Below are 26,122 nucleotides of genomic sequence, written 5' to 3' on the forward strand. Positions count from 1 at the left end.
CTTTATTCTTTCTAAACTTGCGATTGCGGTAACTTTCCGAGGTAAAATAGATCAAATTCCCCCCCAGTATGCATAGTGGCTTGTCCTTCTGTAAAACGCCGATTAATTGGCCCTCTCAGTATATGGTGCTCACGCAACGGTTCATCTTTCGCTAGTAACCGTGTTTCGTAAAGGGCGGTATTAGGCATTTGAGTTCCTTTTTCACGTGCTTCAAAAAGGCGGCGTAACCACTTTTGGCTGTATTTGGTTCGATTAGAAACGAAGAGCAAGGTATCGGTTGTAGACCAGGACAGGCTGTGATCTCCATAAAACAAATCGTTGATTCCCGCTTCTTCCACATAGTAATTGGAAGGAGTACTCCCCTGTGTTGGATAGGCTTTAGCCTGCTGCAAAAAGTAATGCGCTCTAGGGTCTTCCGTTGCCCTATTGGCAAAGGTGCTCATCGCAGCTTCTGCTGCCTCATATCGACCATTTTTATTGAGATTATAAGCCAAACGGTAGTACCATTCCACTGGTAAATTGGGATCTTGTTCTATCGATTTTGCATAAAACTGCGCAGCTTGAACAGCAAGCCCCAAGTGATCATAACACAAAGCTACTTGTTGATTGATGTACTTCGGTGTATGTCTCCCCCTCAACAGACGTGTATATTCTTCCTTGGCTTGGAAGTATGCTGTCTTAGCAAAATACCGATCTGCCTTCTTTACACTGGGTTTTCGTCTTCCTTGTGCTGTTAGGGTTAGCACAAGAAAGAATAGTACTGCGATTCTTCTCATTCGTCTAGTTGTTCACTTTTCTTGTAAACTAACGCAACTCAAGAGGGATACATTGTCATTATCCTGTGGATTTAATAACGAATTAACACGGCTAACTTCTGTTTTTAAACAATAATCAACAACAGTCACCTTTTGTTATGATTCTTCTAATTTTAATATATTTTAGTCTTAATCTCCAAAAAAGAGGGTTGTTCTTTTTTATTTTACTGTTATTTTCTCCATATGCACCGTACGAATCAACTATTTACAAGTCTTTTGTACGAAATAGGAAGGATACGCTAGCTCTATTTTTTTAAACGTTAAATCCTTAGTAATTAAGAAATCAATTCGTAATTTTAATACATCAAAAAAACATGATTTACCTCCGAGTAAATCCTTCAAGCAAATCATCGAATGAAAAATTATGTCTTGGCATTTGCTTTATTAGCACTCAGCCCATCCATTGTAAAAGCGAACGAATACGTAAAACAAACAGCAACCATGAAAGAAACTTCAAAAAACACACAAACCATATACCAGTTTAAGGTAAAGGATTTGTATGGAACTGATTTTGACTTTGCCTCCTTAAAAGGAAAAAAAATAATGATTGTCAATACGGCATCAGAATGTGGGTTAACACCTCAATATGAACAATTACAAAAGTTATACGAAGAATTTGGAGGAGATGATTTTGTAATCATCGGTTTTCCTGCGAATAATTTTGGGAATCAAGAACCGGGCTCCAATGCTGAAATTGCTACTTTTTGCAAAGCCAACTTTGGTGTTACCTTCCCGATGATGGAAAAGATATCTGTAAAAGGAGAAGATATGGCTCCTATTTATCAATTCTTAACGCAAAAGAGCCTGAATGGTTTTGCAGACAGTACGGTAGAGTGGAATTTTCAGAAATATTTGATCGATGAAAAAGGACATATTGTCCAAGTAATCAATCCTAGAATACTTCCAAACGATACAGAAATCAAGGATTGGATTAAAAAGAAATAAGCTAGAAGACGGATGCCATAGTAATTTTATTCGTAATTTTAGCTTTTTGAAATTACTATGGTTTATCCTTCAATACAGTTAGCTCAAAGCATTATTTCGCTTTGTAAAGCAAAAAATCTAACTCAGGTTGTTATATCACCAGGATCACGTAATGCTCCTTTGACCATTGGCTTTACCAACGATCCTTTTTTTACTTGTTACAGCATTGCTGATGAACGATGTGCTGCCTTTTTTGGCATGGGTCTTGCACAACAAACACATCGTCCTACTATTCTTGTTTGTACGTCAGGATCAGCACTTTTAAACTATTACCCTGCTGTTGCTGAAGCTTTTTACAGCCAAATTCCTTTGATTGTGTTATCCGCAGATCGACCACTCCACAAAATTGACATTGGAGATGGACAGACCATCAGACAACAAAACGTGTATCAAAATCATATTCTATACAGTGCTAATCTAACAGAAGAAGCGAGTACTGCCAATGATCAATTGATCCAAGCGGCTATTCACACCGCAATTGCCCAAAAAGGCCCTGTACATATTAATGCGCCTTTTGAAGAACCGTTGTATCAAACGACAACACAACAAACTGTTCATCCAACAGTAGTAGAACCTGTTGTCCCTACTGCGGCGGCTGTTGAGTACACAAACTATACGCAAAGTTGGGAAAAAGCAACAAAAAAGCTTATTCTCGTAGGTGCTTGTGCACCAAATACTCTTACAGCTGAAATCATCACTCGATTAGCTGCCGATGAATCTGTTTTATTTTTAGCGGAAACACTGAGTAATATTAACGACCCCAGCGTAATTAACGCCATTGATCGCTTGGTTATTCCAATGAATGAAACGGAATTACAAGCGCTACAACCCGATATTTTACTGACATTTGGCGGTATGGTTGTAAGCAAAAAAATCAAGCAATTCTTGCGTCAATATCGTCCAAAACAACATTGGCATGTAGATCCCCTACGCCATTACGATACTTATGATTGTTTAACGGATCGAATTTACACAGATCCTCAGTCGTTTTTTACCCAGCTAACAGCGACTGTACAACCAGTATCGTCTACATACCGTGACAAGGCACATGAACTAATGCACGCCCGAGATACGAAACACAATCAATTGATTAACGAAGCTATTTTTTCGGATTTTACAGCCATTGATTACTTGGTTAGACAGTTGCCGACAGCTAGTCAATTGCAAGTAAGCAACAGTGCAGTTATTCGCTATGTACAGCTCGTTCCTGTGGATCCGAGTATTGAAGTATTTTGCAACCGAGGTACAAGTGGCATAGATGGCTGTACTTCCACTGCCCTTGGAGCTGCCCTTGCTTCGGGAAAACCAACCGTACTCATGACGGGTGATATCAGCTTCTTTTATGATAGCAATGCCCTATGGAATTCCTATATCCCAAAAAACTTTAAAATCATCCTGATTAATAACGGTGGTGGTGGTATTTTCAGAACCCTACCTGGTCATCAAGAAAATGAGGTGTTCAATACCTATTTTGAAACCAATCATCAATATAATGCAACCCATTTAGCGGCCATGTATGGATTTGATTACTTTCAAGCCACGGATAAAGAAACCTTGAAAACCGCAGCAACTGCCTTTTTTCAAACTACTGATCGTCCTGCTATTTTAGAGGTACAAACCCCTACTTTTTTAAATGACGAAGTATTTAAAAATTATTATCGCAATTTGTGATTTTTTCGATCACTATCTCTTTTATTTTTAGTAACTTGTAGCAACAAATAAATAAAATTATGAGTAAAAGAGCTGAATTAATTGAAAAGTACGCGGCAGATTTAAAGGATAAGTGCGGCGTGAAACCCAACATGGAACTATTGGAGAAAGTGACCATTGGTTGTGGACCATCCATCTACAATCAAGATTCTTCTACTGTAGCAAGCTCATCGGAATCGGAATTGGCAACGGTGCGCAAAAATTTTTTAATTAAAAAATTAGGATTAAAAGATGATGCTAAATTAGATGAAGGATTGAAAAAAGTAATCGAACAGTATGGTGTTTCGAATAAGCACAAATACAGAGCAGTTTTGTACTACCTTTTAACGGTTCACTTCAAAAAAGAATCTGTGTATTTAAAATAAAAAGACTTCCGTCAAAAAATAGAAAAAGAGCAAGTATCGACTTGCTCTTTTTTGTTTGTTGCTCCTATAACACTAGCTTGCGCTATTTATTTAGTTGCGATACACTAATTTACCGCGATTAAATACTGCTTCTCGTTGTGGCGTACGCGCCACTGCTTCTGCAGAGCAAGAAGCATCTACCAAAATAAAACTCGCTTCATCTCCCACTAAAGGCCATACTTGTTGCCCTTGATCATTCAGCGGTAATTTTTGATCTTTTGTTGCAATTTGCAACGCTCTACTCAAATTAAATTCATTTCGCCAGCCATATAATTCAGCGGACAACTTTGCCTTTTCCAGCATATCACAGGATCCAAAGGGAGACCAATGGTCAATAATACTATCGGTTCCCGTCATCAAAGTGATCTTGTGTTCATAAAAACTTGGGATTGGCATATTCAGTTTTCCAATAGGTACTGTAGAAATAACACCTATATTCACCGCCGCTAGTTGTTCGCAAATAGCCTGCGTTTCCTTGGCATCCAATTGCCCTAAAGCAAATCCATGGCTAATATATGTTTTTCCTTGCAAAGCTGGATTCTCTTTCACTTTTTCGATCATATATTCAATAGCAGGCAATCCCGTTGCCCTTCCTTCGTGCAAGTGAATATCTATTCCTTTATTGTAATCCGAAGCGATTTGAAACAGGATATCCAAAGATTTTTTCATATCTCCATCCACAGTTGTTGGATCCAATCCCCCTATATAATCCACTCCCATCTGTGCTGCTTCGCGCAACAGTCCTTCGGAATCGGAATAGAGAATACCGTGTTGTGGAAATGCCACGATCTCCGTTTGTATATCCTCTTTCTTGTTGTTCAGCGCGATTTGCAGGTGCTCCAAGCTTTTCAACCCACTGGTTGGCTCTACATTAGTCTGACAACGTGCAAAATAGGTTCCTTTGCTATTCATTAGCGCCATCGCTTGTTCTGCTTTTTCTGTGGAGTGAAGCAGTAATTCAGGGAGTATTTTGCGTTCTAAATCGATCATATCTTTGACCGTTTTAGCACGAACAGGTTCTGCTTGCCAAGGTTCGCCATAATATGTTTTGTCAATGTGAATATGCATATCGCGCAATCCAGGTAGTAACAATTTGCCGTGGGCATCAAAAACAACACCGGTATAGGCAGTTCCTTGTGCAGCCTTAATCGCTTTTATTTGACCGCCTTGAATGTGCAAGTCATACAAACCCGTTTGGGTTGCTTTTACTTGCCCAAAATCGTTGTAAATAAATCCTTCTTCTAAACGTACATTACACAGCACAAAGGCGTCTGTATTCGCCGTATATTCCTTGTCTTTTTCACTCTCTTTTTCTTTTGCCCAACTTCCACCTGCAAAGAACAAGCCACCTGTGGCTGCCGTAGTTAAATTTAAAAACTCTTTTCTATTCATCATTTTTCTAGACTATATATGTGCTCCAGCTGCTTCTAACAAGGCAATTATTTGGGTAAACTTTCTCGATTTGGCGTGATACAATGGCGTTTTACCGTCGTGATCAGGGATGTTGACGTCTACTCCCCCTTCAATTAAGGCTTGAACAATAGCGGTATGTACGGCTCCCCCATTACTCAGCACAATTGCCTCCATTAACGCTGTCCATCCCAAGCGATTCACGTGATCAATCGGGTAGTTTGGCGTTTGAACCAATACTTCTACCACGTCTAAATGTCCTTTTTCTGCTGCGGGAATCAAAGCCGTTCCATTGTATCGATTAAAAACCGTAAAATCTGCCCCATGTTCCAATGCTTTTTTCACCAAGGCGAGATTTCCTTCTGCTCCAGCATATAAAAACGGACTATTGAGGTTATTATCTTGGGTATTTACATTGGCTCCTTGATCAATTAGATAAAAAGCAATAGCATTGTATTGGCGATAAGTAGCTAGCATCAACGGGGTTTCTCCTCTGCCGTTTTTCGCTTCGAGATTAACCTGAGAAGTCGCTACTATTTCTTTTACTCTTGCTAAATTATTGTTCTCAACAGCTTTAAATAAATCGGTCTCCATAGTAGTTGTCGTATTTTCTAACTTGTTATTGTCATTATTCGAACAGCTTGCTGTCAGATTTGTAGACAGTCCTACGGAAAATATCAACAACAAACTATAAGTTACTGGTCTGATCATAAACTACATAGATTAAAATTACATCCTACAAATATAGCGTTATTGATAAAACCTGTCGTTGTGTATTTACCATGCTTTATTGTAGATATTATAACTATCCCTAAACTGCCCTGGGGTTTTATTTCGCCATTTTTTAAAGTAATGGTTAAAATAGCCCGTATCGTGAAACCCCAGTTCAAAGGCGATTTCTTTAATTGATAAATCGGTTGTAATTAACAAGCGTTCAGCTTCGAGAATAATGCGTTGCTGAATCACGTGACTTGCCGAAATTCCCAATACCTTTTTGGTTCGTATATTGAGATAATTGGGCGTAATATGAAGCTTATCTGCATAAAAGGACACCTGATTTTGTGTCTTAAAATGGGTTTCCAGTAGGGATTTAAATTCTTGTACATTTCGATCAGGACCTTGTGCTTCTACCTCATGGGCTTTGAGGTAGTAACGCTGTATTTTTTTTAACAACAAAAAGAACTGCAACACGCTAATTTCCTGACCAATAGCATCCAAATGAGGCAATACTTGCTGTAGTTTTTTCAACTCTTGATGAATCTCTCCATATTCGTCAGGGGCTAAAGACAATACAGGTGGTACGTCAATTTGAAAAAAAGGAAGAGCACTCAGCTGATTAATCAGGTGTATCGCACTAGCAGAAAACATCAATTGATATCCTTTGGTCTCTTTAGAAAGCTTCCAATAATGAACCTGTTGAGGGCGGAGAAAGTGAATTTGATAGGGCTGAACGGTTAAAGAGGTAAAGTCAATTTCATGAATACCTTCTCCTTGTTCAACAAAAAGAATTAGGTAAAAATCGTGCTTATGCGGGACCTGTAGATCATTTAATCCCTTTTCGGTATGTTCAAATAACGTAATATCCCACGTTTCCTCTCCTATTATTTTTGCACGACTCCACGTTTCTATGCCTTTTGTTTGTTTCATCTGACGCTGCTTTGCTTTTTATTGCTGTTCATCCCAACAAGGTAATCAAAATAAAATTTGCTTCATCATTTCGTTGGTAGTAAAAGCTGTTTTTTTAAGCTCAACAATGTAGCATGCAGCCTCTATTTTAACGGTGTATACTAGAAATAGCAGCACATGTCCCCACGCTTACAAGTAAAACAAACAAGAATAGGATGCCATTTGTTTACACCCTTCTCCAAGTCTTTCTTTTTGACAACAAACGTATTGGGTATCGTGTAAAACTTTAGCTATAAGAATTTCAACCCTTGTATTTTCCCTCCTTATTTCCTTTTATTCTTTCTTTTATACCTTCTTCTTACTTTCATTTCAAAGGAAAAACAAGCATATTACATTTAGTTAAATTTCAATTATTTTAACTTCATTTATTGCTATTTAATAATTATTTTATGCAATTATTTAAGATACACCCTTTTTTTACTTGTTAATTACACGAAATAGCATTTTAACTTTAGTTTCGTTTTTTAAGTTTGTTTCCTAATTAATTTAAAATAAGCAATGAGATTAAAATTAAAATGGCCCCTAGTACTGTTGCTGTTGGTACAATTTTCACTTGCTCAGGAAAAAACGCTAAAGGGAGTAGTTTCTGAGGGAGGGACACCTTTACCTGGGGTGACGGTTGTTATAAAAGGTACAACAGAGGGTACACAAACTGATTTACATGGAAATTATACAGTGAGAGTGCAAGAAGGAGATGTAATTTCTTTCACCTTTATTGGATTAAGAGAAGTGGTATATAAAGTAGGGCGTACAACCACATACAATGTAACGATGGTCGCCTCGAAAGAGATGCTGGATGAAGTCGTTGTTCTAGCCTATGGGCAAGCGAAGGCAAAGAATCAAATAACGGGAAACGCAGTGGCAATTAAAGAAGAGGCCTTGGTGGCTACACCGATGGTTTCAGCAGATCAAGCCTTACAAGGGCGAGTGGCAGGTCTGCAAGTGTCTGCCTCATCTGGATCACCAGGCGCAAGACAAAACCTTCGCATTCGCGGACGCAATTCGATGACAGCAACGAATGAGCCCTTATACGTTATTGATGGCATACCGATGTACGATGTGGATTTCGCAGGAGGGAATCAAAGTGGTGTTGCTCCTTCCACCTCTTTGTCTTTATTAGCGACAATAAACCCTACCGATATCGAGTCCATGACCATATTAAAAGATGCAGGTGCAACAGCTGTATACGGGGCACGGGGTACGAATGGTGTAATCTTAATCACAACAAAACGCGGCAAAACAGGAGTTACAAAATTTAATATCAGCAGTCGTGTAGGCTTTCAAAGTAACGCAGTAAAAGGGACAGCTGTACTTACTTCAACTGAAAAAGAAGAAATATTTTTAGATGGCTTGTACAACACCTTTGGGGAGTCAGCTGGTTTCTCCCGTGATCAGGCAGCTGTTTATGCGGCTACAAATTTTTCTACATCAGGAAATTATGGCAATTGGATTGATGCAGGTCGTCCCAATAACAATTGGAGAAAAGAAATCGAATATGGTGACACCCCCTTAACAAGTCTTAGTTTCGCTGCTACAGGGGGAAGTGATCGCCATAACTTTTACGCCTCCTTATCCCATGACAAAATCCAAGGAACCGTAATTGGCGTAGATTTCAGACGCATTGGCGCTTCCTTGAGCTATAGGCAAAAAATCTCCAATACCCTTGAATTTAATACTAGCATCAAAGTGACGAATACCAAACAAAATGGGATTCTCGAAGGAGGCAATTATTTATCTAATCCCAATTACGTTAAGTTAGTAATGAATCCTTGGCAGCCTGTATACAATCTGGATGGTTCATTCTTCTTTCCCAGTACAGGATTTCCCAATGTAGTGTACACAACCAAAAACAACCAAACCTTAAATGATATCACGCGAGTAATCAACGCTAATACTATCAGTTACGCAATAACCGATGATTTAAAATTCACATCTTCCCTTGCGTTAGATTACACCTTAGCTGATTTTTCTCAATACAGAAATCCCATTCATGGAGATGGTAAGAATTATGGAGGAACTGCAGCTAAAGCAGTTAGAACAAACTTCAACTATGTGGTTCAAAATGGATTAGATTATAAATTTTACGTAGGCGATAACCATCAATTTAGCACAAAAGTAGTCCTAGAATATCAAAAATCTAAACGTCGTTTTTTAGTAAGCACAGGGCAAATTATATTAGCAGGATTTGAAACCTTAGAAGCAGCGGCAGCGAATAAGGATACGACATACGAATTTTTGGATGATTCGAACTTGGGGTATGTGGGAATGATTAATTACAACTATCAAAACAGATTTTTAGTAGACGTAAGTGGTAGACGTGAAGGATCATCTAAATTCACCAATCGCATTGGTTATTTTTATTCAGTTGGTGGAGCTTGGAACATGCACCTAGAAGATTGGATGACTCATCAACAAACCCTATCAACAATTCGTTTCAGAGGCTCCTATGGAACCAATGGCAACTCACAAATTGGTCCAAATCAATATGTGCGTCGTGCCAATATTGCTTCTTATGATGGTGAAGCGGCTTTAATTCCCACTCAAATTGGCGGACCTCTTAGTTGGGAAAAACAACAAAAGTTAGATTTCGGTTTTTTGTTGGGTCTCTTTCGGGATCGTCTCTTGTTAGGGGTAACGTATTTTGACAGTAAAACATCTAATTTATTGTACCAAAAAACTCTGTCTAAAATGACTGGATTTGAGTCACAACTGATGAATATGGGAGCCATGAACAATCGTGGTTTCGAAGTTGAATTAAATGCAGCAATCATTCAATCTAAAGACTTAAACTTAGCATTAGGCATTAACCTAGGTACCGTACGCAATAGAATCACGGCTATGCCCCTACTTGATGGGGTAGAAATAGCAGAGTATAAAACGTATACTGCCGATGTTAAAGGGCATACTGCATCCGAATGGTATATGCCAACTTGGGCAGGTGTTGATACTCAAACAGGACAACCTTTATGGTATGACGCAAATAATCAAAAAACATCAGATTACGCCAAGGCTGAATCAAGATTTCAAGGAGCAAGTGCACTGCCTAAATTGACTGCTGGAGCGACCATACACCTCGACTACAAAGGTTTCTATTTAGACGGTTTATTTACTTTTACGGGTGGACATAAAATATACGATCAGCAGGTTGCTAGAACACTAAAAACTACAGGTACGATAATTTCTTCCAATTCTACTGCGGAAGTATTAGATCGATGGCAAAAACCAGGCGATATTACTAATGTTCCTCTTATCGAATATACAGCAACAGGAGGTAATAGAAATTTTACCAGCCCTTCCACCCGATTCTTATATGATGGTGATTACATCCGATTGCGAAATATCACCTTAGGATATACTTTTAATTCCAAAGCGACCAAGAGACTAGGTCTTGATGACGTTACCTTAGCACTCATTGGCACCAACTTGTGGACTTGGGTAAAGGACAAAGGACTAACCTACGATCCGGAAGTTAGTGCAACAGGATTTATCACCCTTACTACGCCACCTATAAAATCAATTGTTTTTTCAGTTAATGTTAAGTTTTAAAAAATGAGTAAAAAAAACACACCCGCTATTTTATCTATAGTTTTCCTATTCTGGGGACTAATTAGCTGTTCGGATGATCGCTTAGATGCCACCTTGGAAGGAGGGCGCGATATTGAAGCAAAACCCATTGAAACACTGACGGATTTACGTGCAACAGTATCGGGTGCCTATTACAGGATGACACATGCGACTTACTACGGGCGCGATATTATTATATACAGTGAAGCTCGAGGTGATAATGCCTATGCAGCAGCTGGATTTTCAAACCGCTTTCAACATGTCACCTCCTTTAATTTAACCCCTACACTTCCCAATCCTCGGGATACATGGAGGAAAATTTACGAGGTAATTAGTTCTGCTAATTTAGCAATAGGATCGACTATTAAAACTGGGGATCAAAAGTCCATACAACAGGGCAAAGCCGAAGCCTACGCCATTCGCGCCTTAGCGCATTTCGACTTGTTGCGCCTCTATGGTCAACACTATGTAGACAACAGCGGATTAGCAGGGTTAGGTATTCCTTATATCACGCGTTTTGGCGAATTAGATAGCAAAAATTACAAACGTCTAACTGTCAGAGAAGTAAGAGATCACATTTATAACGACTTAGATACGGCCTTACAAGCAGCAGATAAGGATGCTCCAAATAAAAAACGGTTTACCGCCCAATCCATATATGGTATAAAGTCAAGAGTTGCCTTATTCTTTGGTGCTTTTGATGCTCGTGATTACACAATTGCCTTAGAAAGTGCAAAGGCTGCTATGGCTTTAGGCGGGGAAATTATACCGAGAAGTGCTTATGTTTCTTCGTTTAGAGCGGAAGATCCTCAAAGTAATTCGGTTTTTGAATTGGCACAAGACAAGGTCAAGAATCCAGAGAATAATTCACTACACAGCATTTATTCTTACCAAGGCTATGGCGATATCGTGGGACTCGGAAATAATTTACAAGATTTGTTTGAAGATCAAACTGATATTCGTTCCTCTTCAGCCATGCAAGGGTATAACAACTTAACTCAAAATGCCAAGGGCAATTACAAAAAAACAGGTCCCAACAAGTATATCAAACTAACAGCTAGCGAGCTGGAAGGAAAAGATCCTGTTGATCCAGCCATTCGCTATAATGTTGAGCATTATCGCAATTTTGGTAAGTATACTGTGAATAGTGCTAACATCAGAATCATGCGCTATGAAGAGCTCGTTTTCAATTTTATTGAAGCAGCTGTCCGTTCTCAAACAGAAGAAAGTACAGCCTTAGTGCTTTTGAACAAAATTACGGCTGAGCGTTATCAAGGAAATCCAGCAAAGAAATACAATACACTTACTTTGGCTGATGTCTTAACTGAAAGACGTAAAGAATTTGTTTTTGAAGGTTTTCGATTCGAAGATCAAATGCGCAACAGAGAAAACCTAGCCAGCACACCACAACTTCGAGATGGAATACCTTATGGATCAGTAAAATTAGCTTTTCCTATTCCACTTGATGAGATCAATACTAGTAAAATTGACCAAAACAAAGGGTACTAATATTTTTTGATGGGTATTTTAACGATCAAATATGTTTACTACACTAGCGTTTTTCCTTGCAAAATAGCCCAGTTAATTCACAACCTAAAAGCCCCAATAAGTCGAATCCTTATTGGGGCTTTTATATGCGTTTTTATACTTTAAAATTTAATTTCTATTTCTTTTTTAACGCCACTGCTTTTTCGTACAATTCTTCATAGATTGGCAATATTTCGCTAATTTGAAAGCGTTTAGCTGTTTTACGAGCGCCTTCTTTGAAGCGACAAAGTGTGTCTTCATCTTGTAAGATGGCTAAGGCATTTTTAACCATGTCATCGACATCTTTTACATCACTTAGGTAACCTGAAACACCGTGGTCATTCACTTCAGGCAAACCTCCTGTATTACTTGAAATAACTGGTACGCCAACTGCCATTGCTTCTAAAGCTGCTAACCCAAAACTCTCAGTTTCAGAAGGCAATAGGAATAAATCGGAGTATCCTAAAATTTGATTGACTTCATTGCTATTTCCAAAGAAGATAATTTTATCGTAGATTCCCAATTCCATCGCCAAGCGCTCTGCCTTTTCTTTCTCTGGTCCATCACCTACGAGCATCAATTTTGCAGGTACGGCTTTTTGTATGCCATAGAATATTTTTACCACATCGCCAATGCGCTTCACCTTTCTAAAATTACTGATATGCGTAATAATAAACTCCCCTTTTTCAGCCATAGCACTTCGTTTACACGGCGTTTCGGAGCAGTCTACCTCTTTTACTTCAATAAAGTTCGGAATTACACAAATCTCCTTTTTACTCTGAAACAGCTCATACGTTGATTGCTTTAGCGATTCAGATACAGAAGTAACAAAATCGGAATGGTTTATGCTAAACGTAACTGCTGTTTTATAATTGGGATGATTACCTACTAAGGTAATATCCGTTCCGTGTAAGGTTGTGATCATCGGTAAATCAATTCCCTCTTCTTTCAGCATCTGTTTGGCCATATAACCAGCATATGCATGTGGGATGGCATAATGTACGTGTAAAACGTCAATATTAAATAGCTTAACGATATCGACTAGCTTACTTGACAAAGCCAATTCATACGGCTGATAGTGAAATAATGGATATTCGGGTACATTTACTTCGTGATAATAAATCTTAGGATTTAATAAAGCTAAACGAACGGGTTGACTATAGGTGATAAAATGTACTTCATGATCTCTTTTTGCTAGTTCCAAACCTAGCTCTGTAGCTACAACTCCACTTCCTCCAAAAGTTGGGTAGCATACGATTGCGATTTTCATATGTGAATTATTTGGTGCTTAAAGATACTTCGAATTATTTATACTCAATATAATCTTTCCCTTTTGATTTTATATAATTCAAATAATTTAACACCAGCATCACTTCCTATTAATCCCTAATCGACTCGTATATAACCTGTTGTATGTTTTCTCGAATATTTTCTTTTGACAAACGATTTACACTAGCATCGGGATAGGTGCGATTAGATAAAAACACATAGATCAACTCTTTTTCCGGATCTGCCCAAGTCATCGTTCCAGTGAACCCCGTATGTCCAAAACTCGTTACTGAGGCACACCCACAAGTAGGACCTGGTTTTCCTTCTTGTTGTGGTTTGTCAAATCCTAGTCCTCGTCTATTTCCATTCGAGCAATACACACAAGAATTAAAAACTTCAAACGTTGCTTTAGAAAAGAAATGGTCTTCTCCATATTCTCCTTCGTTCAAATACAACTGCATCATTTTAGCCACATCTAACGCCGTACCAAAAAGTCCCGCATGTCCCGAAACTCCGCCTTGCATAGCAGCTCCCATATCGTGTACATATCCTTGAATGGTTGTATAGCGATAATAGTTGTCTTCTTCGGTTGGTGGAATTTCCTTGGAATCGAATTTACGCAATGGCAAATATGTTAAACGAGTAGCGCCCATCGCATTATAAAACTTTTCTTGAACCACTTGGTCTAATGTACGGTGATACGTTTTCTCAATATATTCTTTGATGGAAATAAACCCCAAATCACTGTATTTATAGTCAGGTTTACTCGCTAATCGACTGTTGGCAATCTCTTCTAACATCACTTTGGTATAATCCTTTTTAAGGAATAAATTTTCACTTACTTGTGTCGGAAAATCAGTCGAATAGTGTGGACGATACAACTGACTAGCTGGATGTGAAGTACTATCTAGGGTGACCTTGTAAAAAGGAATCCAAGCCACTAAACCCGATTGATGAGTCAATACATCTTTTAAGGTGATATTCGCTTTATCTGTATGCTTAAATTCAGGTACTAAATCTCCTAATTTACTGTGCATATTGATTTTTTGTTCATTGTACAATTTCATCACCATAGGAAGCGTTGACAAGATTTTAGTCAACGAAGCCAAATCGTACAAATCTGTATTTTTCACAGGATCTTTTGCTTGATACGTATGATAGCCAAAGGATTTGTTATACACTACTTTACCGTGGCGGGCAACCAGAATTTGAGCTCCAGGCGTCAACTGATTCTCCACGGCGTATTGTGCAATACTGTCAATTTTTTTTAGCACAACAGGGTCTAAACCTTCATTTGCAGGGGTTGAAAATCCCAAGCGGTGGATCGGCTTCGTTTTTATTCCCGTTCCTACATCATATTTACTCGTAATACTAACAGGTAATTCACCTTTTGCTCCCAAAGCGCCAAACATAACTTGAGCTGCTGCTTGTTCTGCAAAAGTATTGTTTTGATACCCCACGATTACCCCTTCTAAATCTTTGATCTCTGCTTCCACTCCTGTTAAGGCATAAGGTTTAGCAAAAGAAACTAAAAGCGTGCGATTAGCTTTGGCTATGTCGCCCAGTATTCTTTTTTCATCCGCAGATAGATTTTGATTTCTCCAAGGATTATCCACTTTGTGATAGCCTACAACAACAAGGGTATACGCAGACAAACGCGTTAAATCTGTACTACTTACAACATCAACCTGAGCAAAATTTCGCATCATATCCAAAAATGGCGTTCCATCATCATCACCTAACTGTACATAGGCAATTTTTTCATGATCTAATTTGCGAATCGGTACTAGCTTATTGCTATTCTTTACTAAGGTAATTGCTTCATTGTACAATTTTGTGTTTAAGTCATCGTACTCCGCAGCATTCAAATCTTCAACAAGATTTGTTCGATCGATCTGTAAAGGCTTATTCAACCCTGCTTTATACTTATACTCCAATATTTTTTTTACCGAAAAAGCCAGTCGACTTTCCGTAATATCCCCTTTTTCATAGGTTTCTTTCAACTTTACTGCGGCCTTTGCTACATCCTCAGAAAACAACAGCAAATCATTTCCTGCTTGAAATGCAGCTAAATCAACTTCTCCAGGTGTTAAGTAAGATGACACGCCTTTCATATTGAGGGCATCAGTAAAAATCAAGCCCTCAAAGCCTAATTCTTCGCGCAACAATTTTGTTACCACATTGTACGACAACGAACTAGGAATAGCATTATTGGGTTCATAAGCAGGTAAATTCAAATGAGCAACCATCACACTAGACAGGCCTTCCTTGAACAATTTCTTATACGGATACAACTCTACGCGATGTAGGCGATCTTTATCTAAGTCAATCAATGGCAATTTGTGGTGTGAGTCTGTAGATGTATCTCCATGTCCTGGAAAGTGTTTCCCCGTTGCAAAGAGCCCTTCTCCCTGATAGCCACGTGTAAAAGCCAAGGCGCGATCTGTCACAATTTCACGTGTTTCCCCATAAGCGCGAACGCCAATAATAGGATTTTCAGGATTAATATTCACATCGACAACAGGACCAAAATTAAATTGAATCCCCAAGCGTTTCGATTGCTTTGCCATGGCTTTTCCAACTTCTTCGATCAACGCTAGGTTTTGAATCGCTCCTAGTGTCATGTTATACGGAAAGCGATAAGTAGAATCCAATCGCATACGCAAGCCCCATTCGCCGTCAATTCCTACTAGTAGAGGTAATTTACTTTGTTTTTGCAGGCGATTCGCAATAGCAGCTTGTCGCTGCGGTCCTCCTTGAAAAAAGATCAGCCCTCCAACCTCATTGGTGTTGACTAAACGTTCAAGTTCTTGAATGTGCTTTTCATCTTTATTCGAATAAGCAGCCACCATGAATAATTGACCAATTCGCTGGTCTAACGACATCGAATTGTAGACACTATCCACCCATTGGCGTTGTTGAATTTCAGGAGAATATAGTTTGTTTTTTATCTGTCCTAAGGACAATAAAGGCAATAACAATACTGTTAGAAGTACTTTTTTCATAGATTTTTTTAGCTTTTTTAAATATAGGAATCCTTTGCAGAAATACCAAGGCGATTTTGTACCTCTTGCAAACTTAACAAATCTACTTTATTTAAAAAAGAAGCCTAGTTAAGTTTACGTTGTAATATCGCTATGATTTTACAAAAAAAATACATTAATTCAGTAAAAAAAACAATAATATCATGAATATTTTCACATAAACAATACCTACAAAAACACAACTTCTTTAGTATCAGTCGTTTTTTGTTATTTTGTGACTATCCACTAGGTTTTACGTCAAGGCACTTGGTCTTTGCTTGAATAGAAGCAAAAAAAAATCATCGTCTGTATTTGACGATGATTCTTTTGTTGTAATCCTGTGGATCACTATACTATCTAAAAAAGCGACTGTGCCAACTTTCTTCAGCTGGTACTTCCCAGTATTCTCTATATTCGCCTAAATCATTTACTAGATTATTAAACACAATAGTTTGAGCAGAAACTGCTTTTGTTTTTACCATTTGTTTAAATTCCACCACGGTTTTAAAAGCGATAAACTCACCAGTTTTATACGTCACATTCATTTTATCCAACAAATCTACACCGTATTTTTGTTCGATATCTTGAATAACGCGTACTGATGCATCGATAGAACATCCAGAAGCAGGATGGATATCTTGATCCACTGCTAGGATAATAAATCGATTGTATTTAATTTCGTATGAAGCGGTTAAGGGAGTTGCATGTGCCACCCATTCTGCTGTAAAACGACTGAGTACTTCGTCTATTTCTTGCACCTCTTCATCGGAAAACTTTCTATTTGACTGATAAATCCAAACTCTTGAATGATCAGGCATTTCTTCAAATGGCTTAAACATAGTTATAAATCTTCTGCATTTGCGATTAATTCGGCCACGTCAAGTACTTTAACTTCGCCTTCTTTTTCTTTAAATTTCACACCATCTGTAAGCATCGTATTACAAAATGGGCATCCTGCAGCGATAATTTCAGCGTTGGTTCCAAGGGCTTCTTCAGTTCGTTCTACGTGAACTTCTTTGGTTCCGTTTTCTGGTTCTTTGAACAATTGTGCTCCACCAGCTCCACAACAGAAGCCGTTAAGCTTAGAACGCTTCATTTCAACTAACTCTGCATCTAATTTCTCGATTAATTGGCGTGGAGCTTCAAACACGTTATTCGCACGTCCTAAATAACAAGGATCGTGAAACGTAATGCGTTTTCCTTTAAAACTTCCTCCTTCAATCGTTAATCGTCCGTCGTCTAAAAGGGATTTTAAAAATTGCGTATGATGCACAACTTCGTATTTTCCTCCTAAACCAGGGTATTCATTTTTCAACGTATTAAAACAATGTGGACAAGCGGTTACAATTTTCTTTACCTCATATCCGTCTAATACTTGAATATTCATCATGGCTTGCATTTGGAAAGCGAATTCATTCCCTGCGCGTTTTGCTGGATCTCCAGTACATCCTTCTTCTGTACCGAGTACTGCAAAAGGCACATTGGCTTTATTCAGCAATTTTACAAATGCCTTCGTTATTTTTTTTGCTCTATCGTCAAAACTACCTGAACAACCAACCCAAAATAAAACCTCCGGTTGTTCTCCTTTTGCCATCATTTCGGCCATTGTAGGCACTACTAAATTTTCTGACATAATTTATTGGTGTCTATTTAAAATCAACAGCTGTTGTCAATTTATTTTGTTAGTTACTTAGTTTTCGTCCTTCCAGTTTAAGCGATCCATTTGGTTATACTGCCAAGGTGCACCGTTGTTTTCGATATTCTGCATCATATTGTTTAATTCAGTCGGTGCAGCACTTTGTTCCATTACAAGGAATCTTCTCATATCCATAATAATAGACAAAGGACTGATATCGATTGGACATTCTTCCACACATGCATTACACGTATTACATGCCCATAATTCTTCAGGCGTAATATAATCGTTCAACAGTGTTTTACCATCATCTACAAACGTACCGTTGTTTGCATCCAATATTTTACTTACGTCTTCCAAACGATCACGTGTTGACATCATGATCTTACGTGGAGATAATTTTTTTCCTGTTGTATTTTGCGGACAAGAAGAGGTACAACGACCACATTCTGTACAAGAATACGCATTCAACAATTGAACCCAGCTCAAATCCATTACATCTTGCGCTCCGAATTTCTCCGGTTCTCCTACTGGTTCAGCGGGTGCTGCAAAAGGATCTGCATTAGGATCCATCATCAAGGCTACTTCTTTTCTTACTGACTCTAAGTTATCAAACTCACCTTGCGGTTCTAAATTCGCATAGTACGTATTAGGGAAAGCTAAGAAAATATGCAAGTGTTTTGAATAGTATAGGTAGTTCATAAACAACATAACCCCTACAATATGTGCCCACCAGCAAAAGCGCTCAATAAAAGCGACCGTTGCAAAATCCATTCCGTTAAAAACAGGAGCGATTAAACTTGATATTGGAAACGATCCAACCGAAACATAATGCGAATAATTATTAAGTTGCAAATAGTAATCGGCCGCATTCATGATCAAAAAGAACAACATCAAAATAGTTTCGATGTAGATAATATTATTAGCATCTCGTTTTGCCCACCCCTCTAATTCAGGTTGGTTTAAACGCTTTAATTTAATGATATTTCTTCTAATCCAAAAAACAACAACGCCAAAAATAACAAGGAATGCCAAGACTTCAAAACTTCCAATGAGTACATCATAGGCAGCACCTAAGAAGCTAAACGCACGGTGGGTACCAAATAATCCATCCACAATAATCTCTAACATTTCCATGTTAATGATTACGAATCCTACATACACAAAAATGTGTAAAATTGCAGGAATTGGACGTTTTACCATTTTGGATTGCCCCAATGCAACGCGAATCATATTGCGCCATCTTTCTTTAGGTCTATCGGTGCGGTCAAGATCTCGACCTAACTTAATGTTGCGAATTAATTTCTTTACATTTCGAATAAAGAAGCCAAATCCCGCGATAAGTAATACTAAAAATAATGCTTGGCCTAAATACTGCATAGTTGTAATAAATTGTTTCTGTAAAGTTGTTAGTTTTTTTGGTTAGATTGGTTCTAAATTTCGATTAATTATTTGTTTTCCTCTTTTTCTTGGTAAGGTGTCGCCTTTTTACCAAATAATGAAAAGTGAACATAACGTTTTGGATTTTCTTTTAAATCACGCATTAGCTCTTCTAATTCTTTTGAAGCTCCCGTTAGGTTTTTATATAATTCTTCGTCTTTTAATAGCTTTCCAACAGAACCATTTCCGTTCTCTATATCAGCTAATAGTTTATCTATATTAGCTGAAGCACTTTGTAAGTTAGCAAATGTTCCGTTAATATCCAATTCGCTTAACTCTTGTGAAAGCCCCACAAAATTCTTACTCATGACATTTAGGTTTGTCATGGTACCATTTAATTGAGGCTCAATGCCGCGCATCAACTTATTTGCACCGGCTAAAGTACCGTTTAATTCAGAAACGCTTGCTTTTAGATCTGCTTGCATTTGCTCATCTAGGATTCCATTCACCGCTACTAACATGGCATTTGCATTAGACAATACTTCGTCCACTTTTGCTTTTAACGGTTCTAACTCTCCTACTAATTTTTCTGTAATATCAAACTGTACAGCTCCTTCCAAGTATTGTCCTGATTCTGCATAGTCGGTGTCACCAAATTTTGGATCAATTGATATTCCCTTTCCACCTAGTAAGCCTGGTGAATAGATTGTAGCCACACTTGACTTGGCAATCTCAATGGGATGTGACATCATTAATTCCACTACAAGTTTCCCTGTTTGGGCATTAATATTGATACGAGAGACCTTCCCTACTACTAAACCGTTGATCGTTACGTTTGAAGAAGTAGTAAGCCCTTCAACATTATCATATTCAACATAATACTTAGTACTATTATCAAAAATATTTCTTCCATCTAAAAAAGAATATCCCCAAATAAATAAAGCAATTGCTCCTAATACTAAAATAGCTGTTTTAATTTCTCTAGATATTTTCAAAACTCTATATTTTTATATAACACGCAAAAATAAACTTTTATTTTTTAAAAAACAGTGTTTATTTCAATGCCTCTTCTACACTGATACTCTTACCATCTTTATAAGCAACAATAAACGAAGAACTATGTCCTTTTGCCTTAGCTTCTTCTAAGCGTTTTTTTGCTTGATTGTAATCCGATGTTTGGGAGTAAAAATACTTATTTACTGAAGTCCCCTTTTCCATCGTCACGTCTGAAAGACCCTTGAAGTTTTTAGGTTTCAATTCTAAAACACGTGAACTCGCTGCAATTTGAACTTTGAAAATCACGCCTTTTGCAGTAGTGGGCGTTGAAGTCGTTTCTGTTTTTGTTTTAGCTTTAGTTTTTGTCGATGTAGACGTAGATGATGTTTTGGTCGATGTTTCAACCAACGTTGTTGAAGCATCTCCACCGTAATAGGCATTTTTATATTCAATAATTCCCTTGGCAATGGATTCCGCCAGCTCTTTTTGTCCTTGTTTAGAAGATAAGTACGCTCCTTCATCTTTATTAGACACAAAACCCAATTCGATTAAAATACTTGGCATAAAAGCACCGTGTAGTACCCAAAAAGGTCCTTGTTTTACTCCTCTATTTTTTCGCTTTAACTCATAGGTAAAGCCATCTTGCACACGACTCGCTAAATCAATACTTTGATGAATGTAATCTTCCTGCATTAATGTAAGTCCAATAATGGATTCTGGGGCACTGGGGTCAAACCCGGCATATTTTGTTTTATAATCGTCCTCCATCATAATTACGGAGTTCTCCTTTTTTGCAACATCAAGATTAGATTTGTTCTTACTCAAACCCATAACATAAGTTTCAGTACCATAAGCTGCATTCCCATCCACTCCATTACAGTGGATCGAAACAAATACGTTTCCTCCTTTGTCGTTTGCAATAACAGATCGTTGTTTTACTTCCACAAAAACATCTTTATCGCGGGTATAGATTACCTCTATATCTTTGTGTTTCTCGAGAATTTTTCCCGTTTCTAAAGCAACAGCTAATACAATGTCTTTCTCCACATTCTTAGAATGATTCGTTCCAGAATCTTTTCCTCCATGGCCAGGATCCAATACCACTTTAAATTTTTTACTTTGCCCTAAGGTAGTAACCGTAAAGCATAGGAAAGAAAAAACTAACAGCAATTGAGCAACTCTATTGTTCATAAAAAAGTCGTTTAGAATTCGTTTAATATAAATTAAATTACATTTTTCAGAAAAAATATATGTAAGTTTGACACGTTAAAAACAACGGGTTTGATTTTACAAAAATAGCACATATTCATAGATTTGCGTACTAATATTTTCAATATCGTCATAGTTTTGTTTATTTTAGGGATGTTTTCATTCCCTAGAGTGAAAGCTCAAGAGTTCAACAAAACAACTACTTCACTGAAAGCCAATAACAAAGACTCCAAACTTTTTGATAGTTTGGCTAAAGATACTATGGTATCCATCCAAGATTCTACGCCTCAAGCGAAACCCTTACAAGACAGTATTCCACCTCCTGTAAAGGGCTATTTAGAAGATATTGTCTTCCGTAAAGCGAAGGACTATAACAAGCTCGATCAGAAGAAAAAGCAAATTACACTATATAACGAAGCGGAATTAAAGTATCAAGATTTTGAATTGACTGCGGGAATTATCGTATTTAACTATGAGCAAAATCAGATTTATGCTGGTCGTATCAAAGACAGCTTAGGCAACCTAAGTCAAGCACCTGTATTCAAACAAGGAGGACAAGTAGTTGAGCCTGACTCTATTGTTTACAACACGAAGTCACAACGCGCCTTAGTATGGCAATCCCGTACCTCACAAGGAGAGTTCAATATTAAATCAGGAATGACCAAAAAGGAAAATGACTCGGTCTATTTCATGGAGGATGTAATCTTTACTACAGCAAAAGATTTAGATGATCCTGAATACTACTTCAAAACGAAAAAGGTAAAATTAGTTCCCAATAAAAAAGTAGTAGTAGGCCCTACAAATATGGTTATTGCTGATGTTCCTACTCCACTAGGTCTTCCTTTCGCCTTCTTCCCTATGTCAGAGAAAGCGGAATCTGGATTTATTATCCCTAGCGTTGGGGAAACCAACCAGCAGGGATATTATTTACAAAACGGGGGATATTACTTTGCCATGGGTGAGAAAGCAGATTTAACCTTACAGGGGGATTACTACACCAATGGTAGCTGGGCGTTGCGCACCAGCAGTAGCTATGCCAAGCGCTACAAATACAATGGTCGCGTATTGATTCGCTACGAAAACAACGTATTTAGCGAACGCGGATTACCTGATTATCAAAAGAATACTATTTATAACATTCAGTGGAACCACGCCCAAGATGCCAAGGCGAATCCAGGTTCGCGTTTCTCTGCATCCGTAAACATGGGTAGTGGTAAGTACTTTAGACAGTCGAATAACTCCTATAACGTTGGTGCCTCGTTAAACAATACGATGAACTCCTCCATCAGTTATTCCAAAACCTTTGAAAGTACACCACAAGTCAATATGTCCCTGTCGGCAACGCATTCTCAATCAACCAACACGGGGCGCGTAAACATGAGTTTACCAACACTACAAGTGAGTGTGGATCGCATGTTCCCTTTTGCACCAAAGGTTGGTTCGAAAAAAGGACTGATCAAAAACTTAAACTTATCCTATAGTGTAAGAGGTGATAACCGTGTGAATATACACGAAGACAACTTCTTCAAACAAGCGATGTTTGATAGTTTAAATACTGGTTTTCAACACTCTATACCTATTACAACTAACTTTAAGTTGTTTAAACACTTCTCCGTTACCGCAGGCGGTAGCTACAATGAAGTTTGGGTATTTAACACCATGAAAAAGCAATACAATCCGGAAACAAACCGCGTAGATGATATCCGCGTGAATGGATTCGATCGCTTCAGTACGTATAATCTTACTACAAATATAGGAACGACCATTTATGGTACGTTTGACTTTGGCAAAGACAGTAAGATTCAAGCCATTCGCCACGTGATGCGTCCAAACGTTGGATACTCCTACACGCCTAGTTTTGAAAAGTACTACGACACCTATGCTATTGATGCAACAGGACAGACTATGCAGGACTATACGCGTTTTCAAGGTGGATTGTTTGGAGCGCCAGGCAAAATGAATTCCAACATGCTTACCATGCAGGTGAACAATACTTTTGAGGCCAAAGTACGAGATGAAGAAGAAAATGAAGGTTTTAGAAAAGTAATGTTATTGAATAACTTAAACTTGTCGACCAGTTATAATATGTCGGCAGACTCGTTAAAATGGGCCCCTATGCGCCTTACAACAGGGACCAACATCCTCAAAGATAAAATGCAAATTAATATAGGGGCTACCTTAGATCCCTATGCCTTAAATAACAACAACCAGCGTATTGATATGTTCAATATCAATAATGGCGGTAGTTTATTCCGTTTAACCAGTGCTAACGTAACGATCAACTGGTCCATGTCAAGCAACGACCCTTTATTTGGAAATACTGAAAAACCAAACCAAAACTCGGTAGATAACGGAGGACGTGGTGATGATTTATTCGGACAAGCAGGAAACTTAGGCGACAATAGGCAAAGTATGTTTGACGACAAGAAAGACCGTCCTTTTGAAGGTTTTTACAATGCTAAATTACCTTGGGATTTAACCTTCGCTTACTCCTTGACCTATAATAACTCCTCGAGGCAAAATGAAATTGCGAGTAACTCGGTCATGATGTCTGGAAATATCGAACTTACCCCTCGCTGGAAAGTTGGATTCTCATCTGGTTATGACTTTGCACAAAAAGGAGTTACGTTTACCCAACTCCGCTTTGAACGAGATCTATTGAGTTGGCGCATGGACTTCACTTGGGTACCTATTGGTACGTATACTAGCTGGGGCTTCTTTATTGGAATCAAGTCATCCATGCTAAGTGATATCAAGTGGGAAAAACGAAAAGCACCAGATAAACGCTATTTTTAATTCTATATCAACATGAAAAAAACAATCATCAATTCCAATCAAGCACCTAAACCCATTGGTCCTTATAATCATTCCGTACTAGTCGGTGATTTGCTTTTTATATCGGGTCAAATCCCCTTTAACCAAGCAACCGAAACGTTAGTTACTACAGGTATTGAAGATGAAGCAAACCAAGTGATGGCGAATTTAAAAGCTATCTTAACAGAGGCGGGAATGACGTTTGAAAATGTGGTTAAATCAACTATATTTTTAACTGATATGAATGATTTCGCCACAGTTAATGAGGTTTATGGAAGCTTTTTCCAAGCAGAAACAGCACCAGCAAGAGAATGCATTCAGGTCGTTAAATTACCGCGCAACGTCAATGTTGAAATTTCCATGATTGCTACAAGATTTTAAATAAAAAACAAGGGGAACCAAAATGGTTCCCCTTGTTTTTTATTTCGTTTACAGTTGACAGTTAATCGGTTGACAGTTTCCTATACCCCATCACTTATAACCCAATAGCGTTTAATAACAATTGTGCACTTGCTTCATTTGTTGCCAAAGGAACATTGTGTACATCACATACGCGGAGTAACATATTGATATCCGGTTCATGCGCGTGTTTTCCCAGGGGATCTTTAAAAAACAAAACCATTTTTGTTTTTCCCTCTGCTACACGAGCCGCAATCTGTGCATCCCCACCAAGTGGTCCTGAAAGCATGCGCTTTACCTCAAACCCCTCTTTCTGTGCCAGTCCACCTGTCGTACCTGTTGCGATCAATTCCACACCTTCTTTAGATAAAATCGCTCTATTCTTTTGAATAAAGATCAGCATTTCATCTTTTTTACCATCATGGGCAATTATTGCTATTTCCATTTTTTTTATTTATGATAGTCTATTAATCCATCCAAAGGTTTTTGAATGATCTTCCCTACTGTTATTCCTTTTTCTTGTAGCACAGCACTAAACTCATCTTGTAAGAAGTAAGCTACAGAACCAACAAAATGTACTGGAACCACACTTGCTTCCGCATGACTTTTAATATAATGCTCCACGAAAAAGACGACCTGTTCTCGAATCATTGCCTGAAAGAAAGGATGGTCTTTATGTTCAATCAAGAACGGTAAAAAGGAAGCCAAATACGCATTGGGATTTTCCTTTTTATAAAAATTGTACTTTACAACATCAGCATCTAAATCATACTTCTGCTTAAACTTTTTTGCCAATTCCACTGGCATATAATTCAAGAATAAAGCCTTAATCATCAAACGACCTAAAGCACTTCCACTGCAATCATCCATTGCCATATAGCCCAAAGACTGTACCTTTTGATGGATCAACTCTCCGTCGTAATACGACACATTAGATCCCGTTCCATTGATACAAACAATTCCTTTTTCACTTTGACCTACCGTAGCATAGACTGCTGCATAGGTATCTTCTTGTATGTGTATCGCTTGACAATTGACGAAATAAGACGTAAAAAAATCGCGTACGGTTGTTTTACTTCGATTTGATCCACAGCCCGATCCATAAAAATACAATTGCTTGATTTTATCCTTGTTTTTAACAATGTCAGGCACTGTATTGACACGGGTGTGAAACTCCTCTAATGTAATAACTTCGGGATTAAGTCCAAGACTTGTCACCGAAGTTACCACTTTATTATCTTGATCAAAAAAGATCCAATCTGCTTTTGTAGAACCGCTATCAACGATTATTTTCAT

General features: G+C 38.1%; 20 protein-coding genes. 7 read left to right on the top strand and 13 right to left on the bottom strand.

Features of this window, described 5'->3' with window-relative positions:
* Positions 1 to 11 precede the first annotated feature (11 nt).
* Positions 12 to 776 carry a tetratricopeptide repeat protein gene (locus ACPDHL_RS02470; protein ID WP_430531217.1) on the bottom strand — a complete coding sequence of 255 codons (765 nt, stop codon included), beginning with the start codon at positions 774 to 776 and terminating at the stop codon, positions 12 to 14.
* A 393-nt stretch (positions 777 to 1,169) separates the two neighbouring features.
* Here ACPDHL_RS02470 and ACPDHL_RS02475 point away from each other — a divergent pair, with 393 nt between their 5' ends.
* The 3 genes from ACPDHL_RS02475 to ACPDHL_RS02485 are packed head-to-tail and all read left to right on the top strand — an operon-like array spanning position 1,170 to position 3,874.
* Entirely contained in the window at positions 1,170 to 1,760 is a 591-nt protein-coding gene (locus ACPDHL_RS02475) for a glutathione peroxidase (protein WP_430531218.1), read from the top strand.
* 57 nt (positions 1,761 to 1,817) lie between these two features.
* Positions 1,818 to 3,470 carry a 2-succinyl-5-enolpyruvyl-6-hydroxy-3-cyclohexene-1-carboxylic-acid synthase gene (gene menD / locus ACPDHL_RS02480; protein WP_430531219.1) on the top strand — a complete coding sequence of 551 codons (1,653 nt, stop codon included), beginning with the start codon at positions 1,818 to 1,820 and terminating at the stop codon, positions 3,468 to 3,470.
* A gap of 59 nt (positions 3,471 to 3,529) precedes the next feature.
* Complete coding sequence (locus ACPDHL_RS02485; protein WP_430531220.1) at positions 3,530 to 3,874, top strand: DUF2853 family protein; 345 nt, start codon at positions 3,530 to 3,532, stop codon at positions 3,872 to 3,874.
* Between the two features lie 90 nt (positions 3,875 to 3,964).
* Here ACPDHL_RS02485 and ACPDHL_RS02490 read toward each other — a convergent pair whose 3' ends face one another.
* From ACPDHL_RS02490 to ACPDHL_RS02500, 3 genes are all read right to left on the bottom strand, one after another.
* Entirely contained in the window at positions 3,965 to 5,305 is a 1,341-nt protein-coding gene (locus tag ACPDHL_RS02490; protein ID WP_430531261.1) for an amidohydrolase, read from the bottom strand.
* 12 nt (positions 5,306 to 5,317) lie between these two features.
* Positions 5,318 to 6,034, bottom strand: coding sequence for an ankyrin repeat domain-containing protein (locus tag ACPDHL_RS02495; RefSeq protein WP_430531221.1), 717 nt, complete (start codon positions 6,032 to 6,034; stop codon positions 5,318 to 5,320).
* 66 nt (positions 6,035 to 6,100) lie between these two features.
* Complete coding sequence (locus ACPDHL_RS02500) at positions 6,101 to 6,970, bottom strand: helix-turn-helix domain-containing protein (protein ID WP_430531222.1); 870 nt, start codon at positions 6,968 to 6,970, stop codon at positions 6,101 to 6,103.
* A gap of 537 nt (positions 6,971 to 7,507) precedes the next feature.
* Between ACPDHL_RS02500 and ACPDHL_RS02505 the strand changes: the two genes are divergently transcribed.
* Both ACPDHL_RS02505 and ACPDHL_RS02510 read left to right on the top strand, forming a co-directional pair.
* Positions 7,508 to 10,555, top strand: coding sequence for a SusC/RagA family TonB-linked outer membrane protein (locus ACPDHL_RS02505; protein ID WP_430531223.1), 3,048 nt, complete (start codon positions 7,508 to 7,510; stop codon positions 10,553 to 10,555).
* A gap of 3 nt (positions 10,556 to 10,558) precedes the next feature.
* A complete protein-coding gene (locus tag ACPDHL_RS02510) occupies positions 10,559 to 12,082 on the top strand; it encodes a RagB/SusD family nutrient uptake outer membrane protein (RefSeq protein WP_430531224.1) in 1,524 nt (507 codons plus the stop codon).
* A 154-nt stretch (positions 12,083 to 12,236) separates the two neighbouring features.
* On the opposite strand, the gene bshA is transcribed toward ACPDHL_RS02510, so the two are convergent.
* The 7 genes from bshA to ACPDHL_RS02545 form a co-directional block, all read right to left on the bottom strand.
* Positions 12,237 to 13,370, bottom strand: coding sequence for an N-acetyl-alpha-D-glucosaminyl L-malate synthase BshA (gene bshA / locus ACPDHL_RS02515; RefSeq protein ID WP_430531225.1), 1,134 nt, complete (start codon positions 13,368 to 13,370; stop codon positions 12,237 to 12,239).
* 109 nt (positions 13,371 to 13,479) lie between these two features.
* Entirely contained in the window at positions 13,480 to 16,374 is a 2,895-nt protein-coding gene (locus ACPDHL_RS02520) for a glycoside hydrolase family 3 N-terminal domain-containing protein (protein ID WP_430531226.1), read from the bottom strand.
* Between the two features lie 371 nt (positions 16,375 to 16,745).
* Complete coding sequence (locus ACPDHL_RS02525; RefSeq protein ID WP_430531227.1) at positions 16,746 to 17,231, bottom strand: ABC transporter ATPase; 486 nt, start codon at positions 17,229 to 17,231, stop codon at positions 16,746 to 16,748.
* Positions 17,232 to 17,233: 2 nt separating this feature from the next.
* On the bottom strand, positions 17,234 to 18,025 hold the full coding sequence (locus ACPDHL_RS02530) for a (Fe-S)-binding protein (RefSeq protein ID WP_430531228.1): 792 nt from the start codon (positions 18,023 to 18,025) through the stop codon (positions 17,234 to 17,236).
* Between the two features lie 57 nt (positions 18,026 to 18,082).
* On the bottom strand, positions 18,083 to 19,408 hold the full coding sequence (locus tag ACPDHL_RS02535) for a 4Fe-4S dicluster domain-containing protein (protein ID WP_430531229.1): 1,326 nt from the start codon (positions 19,406 to 19,408) through the stop codon (positions 18,083 to 18,085).
* Between the two features lie 68 nt (positions 19,409 to 19,476).
* The gene (locus ACPDHL_RS02540; RefSeq protein ID WP_430531230.1) at positions 19,477 to 20,403 is read right to left on the bottom strand and encodes an MlaD family protein; all 927 of its coding nucleotides are present in this window, start codon (positions 20,401 to 20,403) and stop codon (positions 19,477 to 19,479) included.
* Positions 20,404 to 20,461: 58 nt separating this feature from the next.
* Positions 20,462 to 21,595: an N-acetylmuramoyl-L-alanine amidase family protein gene (locus tag ACPDHL_RS02545; RefSeq protein ID WP_430531231.1), complete on the bottom strand. Its 1,134-nt coding sequence runs from the start codon at positions 21,593 to 21,595 to the stop codon at positions 20,462 to 20,464.
* Positions 21,596 to 21,874: 279 nt separating this feature from the next.
* Between ACPDHL_RS02545 and ACPDHL_RS02550 the strand changes: the two genes are divergently transcribed.
* On the top strand, positions 21,875 to 24,409 hold the full coding sequence (locus ACPDHL_RS02550; protein ID WP_430531262.1) for a putative LPS assembly protein LptD: 2,535 nt from the start codon (positions 21,875 to 21,877) through the stop codon (positions 24,407 to 24,409).
* Positions 24,410 to 24,421: 12 nt separating this feature from the next.
* Positions 24,422 to 24,808, top strand: a complete 387-nt coding sequence (locus tag ACPDHL_RS02555; protein ID WP_430531232.1) for a RidA family protein — start codon at positions 24,422 to 24,424, stop codon at positions 24,806 to 24,808.
* Positions 24,809 to 24,902: 94 nt separating this feature from the next.
* On the opposite strand, the gene ACPDHL_RS02560 is transcribed toward ACPDHL_RS02555, so the two are convergent.
* Complete coding sequence (locus ACPDHL_RS02560) at positions 24,903 to 25,271, bottom strand: methylglyoxal synthase (protein ID WP_430531233.1); 369 nt, start codon at positions 25,269 to 25,271, stop codon at positions 24,903 to 24,905.
* A gap of 5 nt (positions 25,272 to 25,276) precedes the next feature.
* The gene (locus ACPDHL_RS02565) at positions 25,277 to 26,122 is read right to left on the bottom strand and encodes a BadF/BadG/BcrA/BcrD ATPase family protein (RefSeq protein WP_430531234.1); all 846 of its coding nucleotides are present in this window, start codon (positions 26,120 to 26,122) and stop codon (positions 25,277 to 25,279) included.

The sequence above is a fragment of the Myroides sp. C15-4 genome, from assembly GCF_050522745.1.
In the GTDB taxonomy this organism is placed as follows: Bacteria; Bacteroidota; Bacteroidia; order Flavobacteriales; family Flavobacteriaceae; genus Flavobacterium.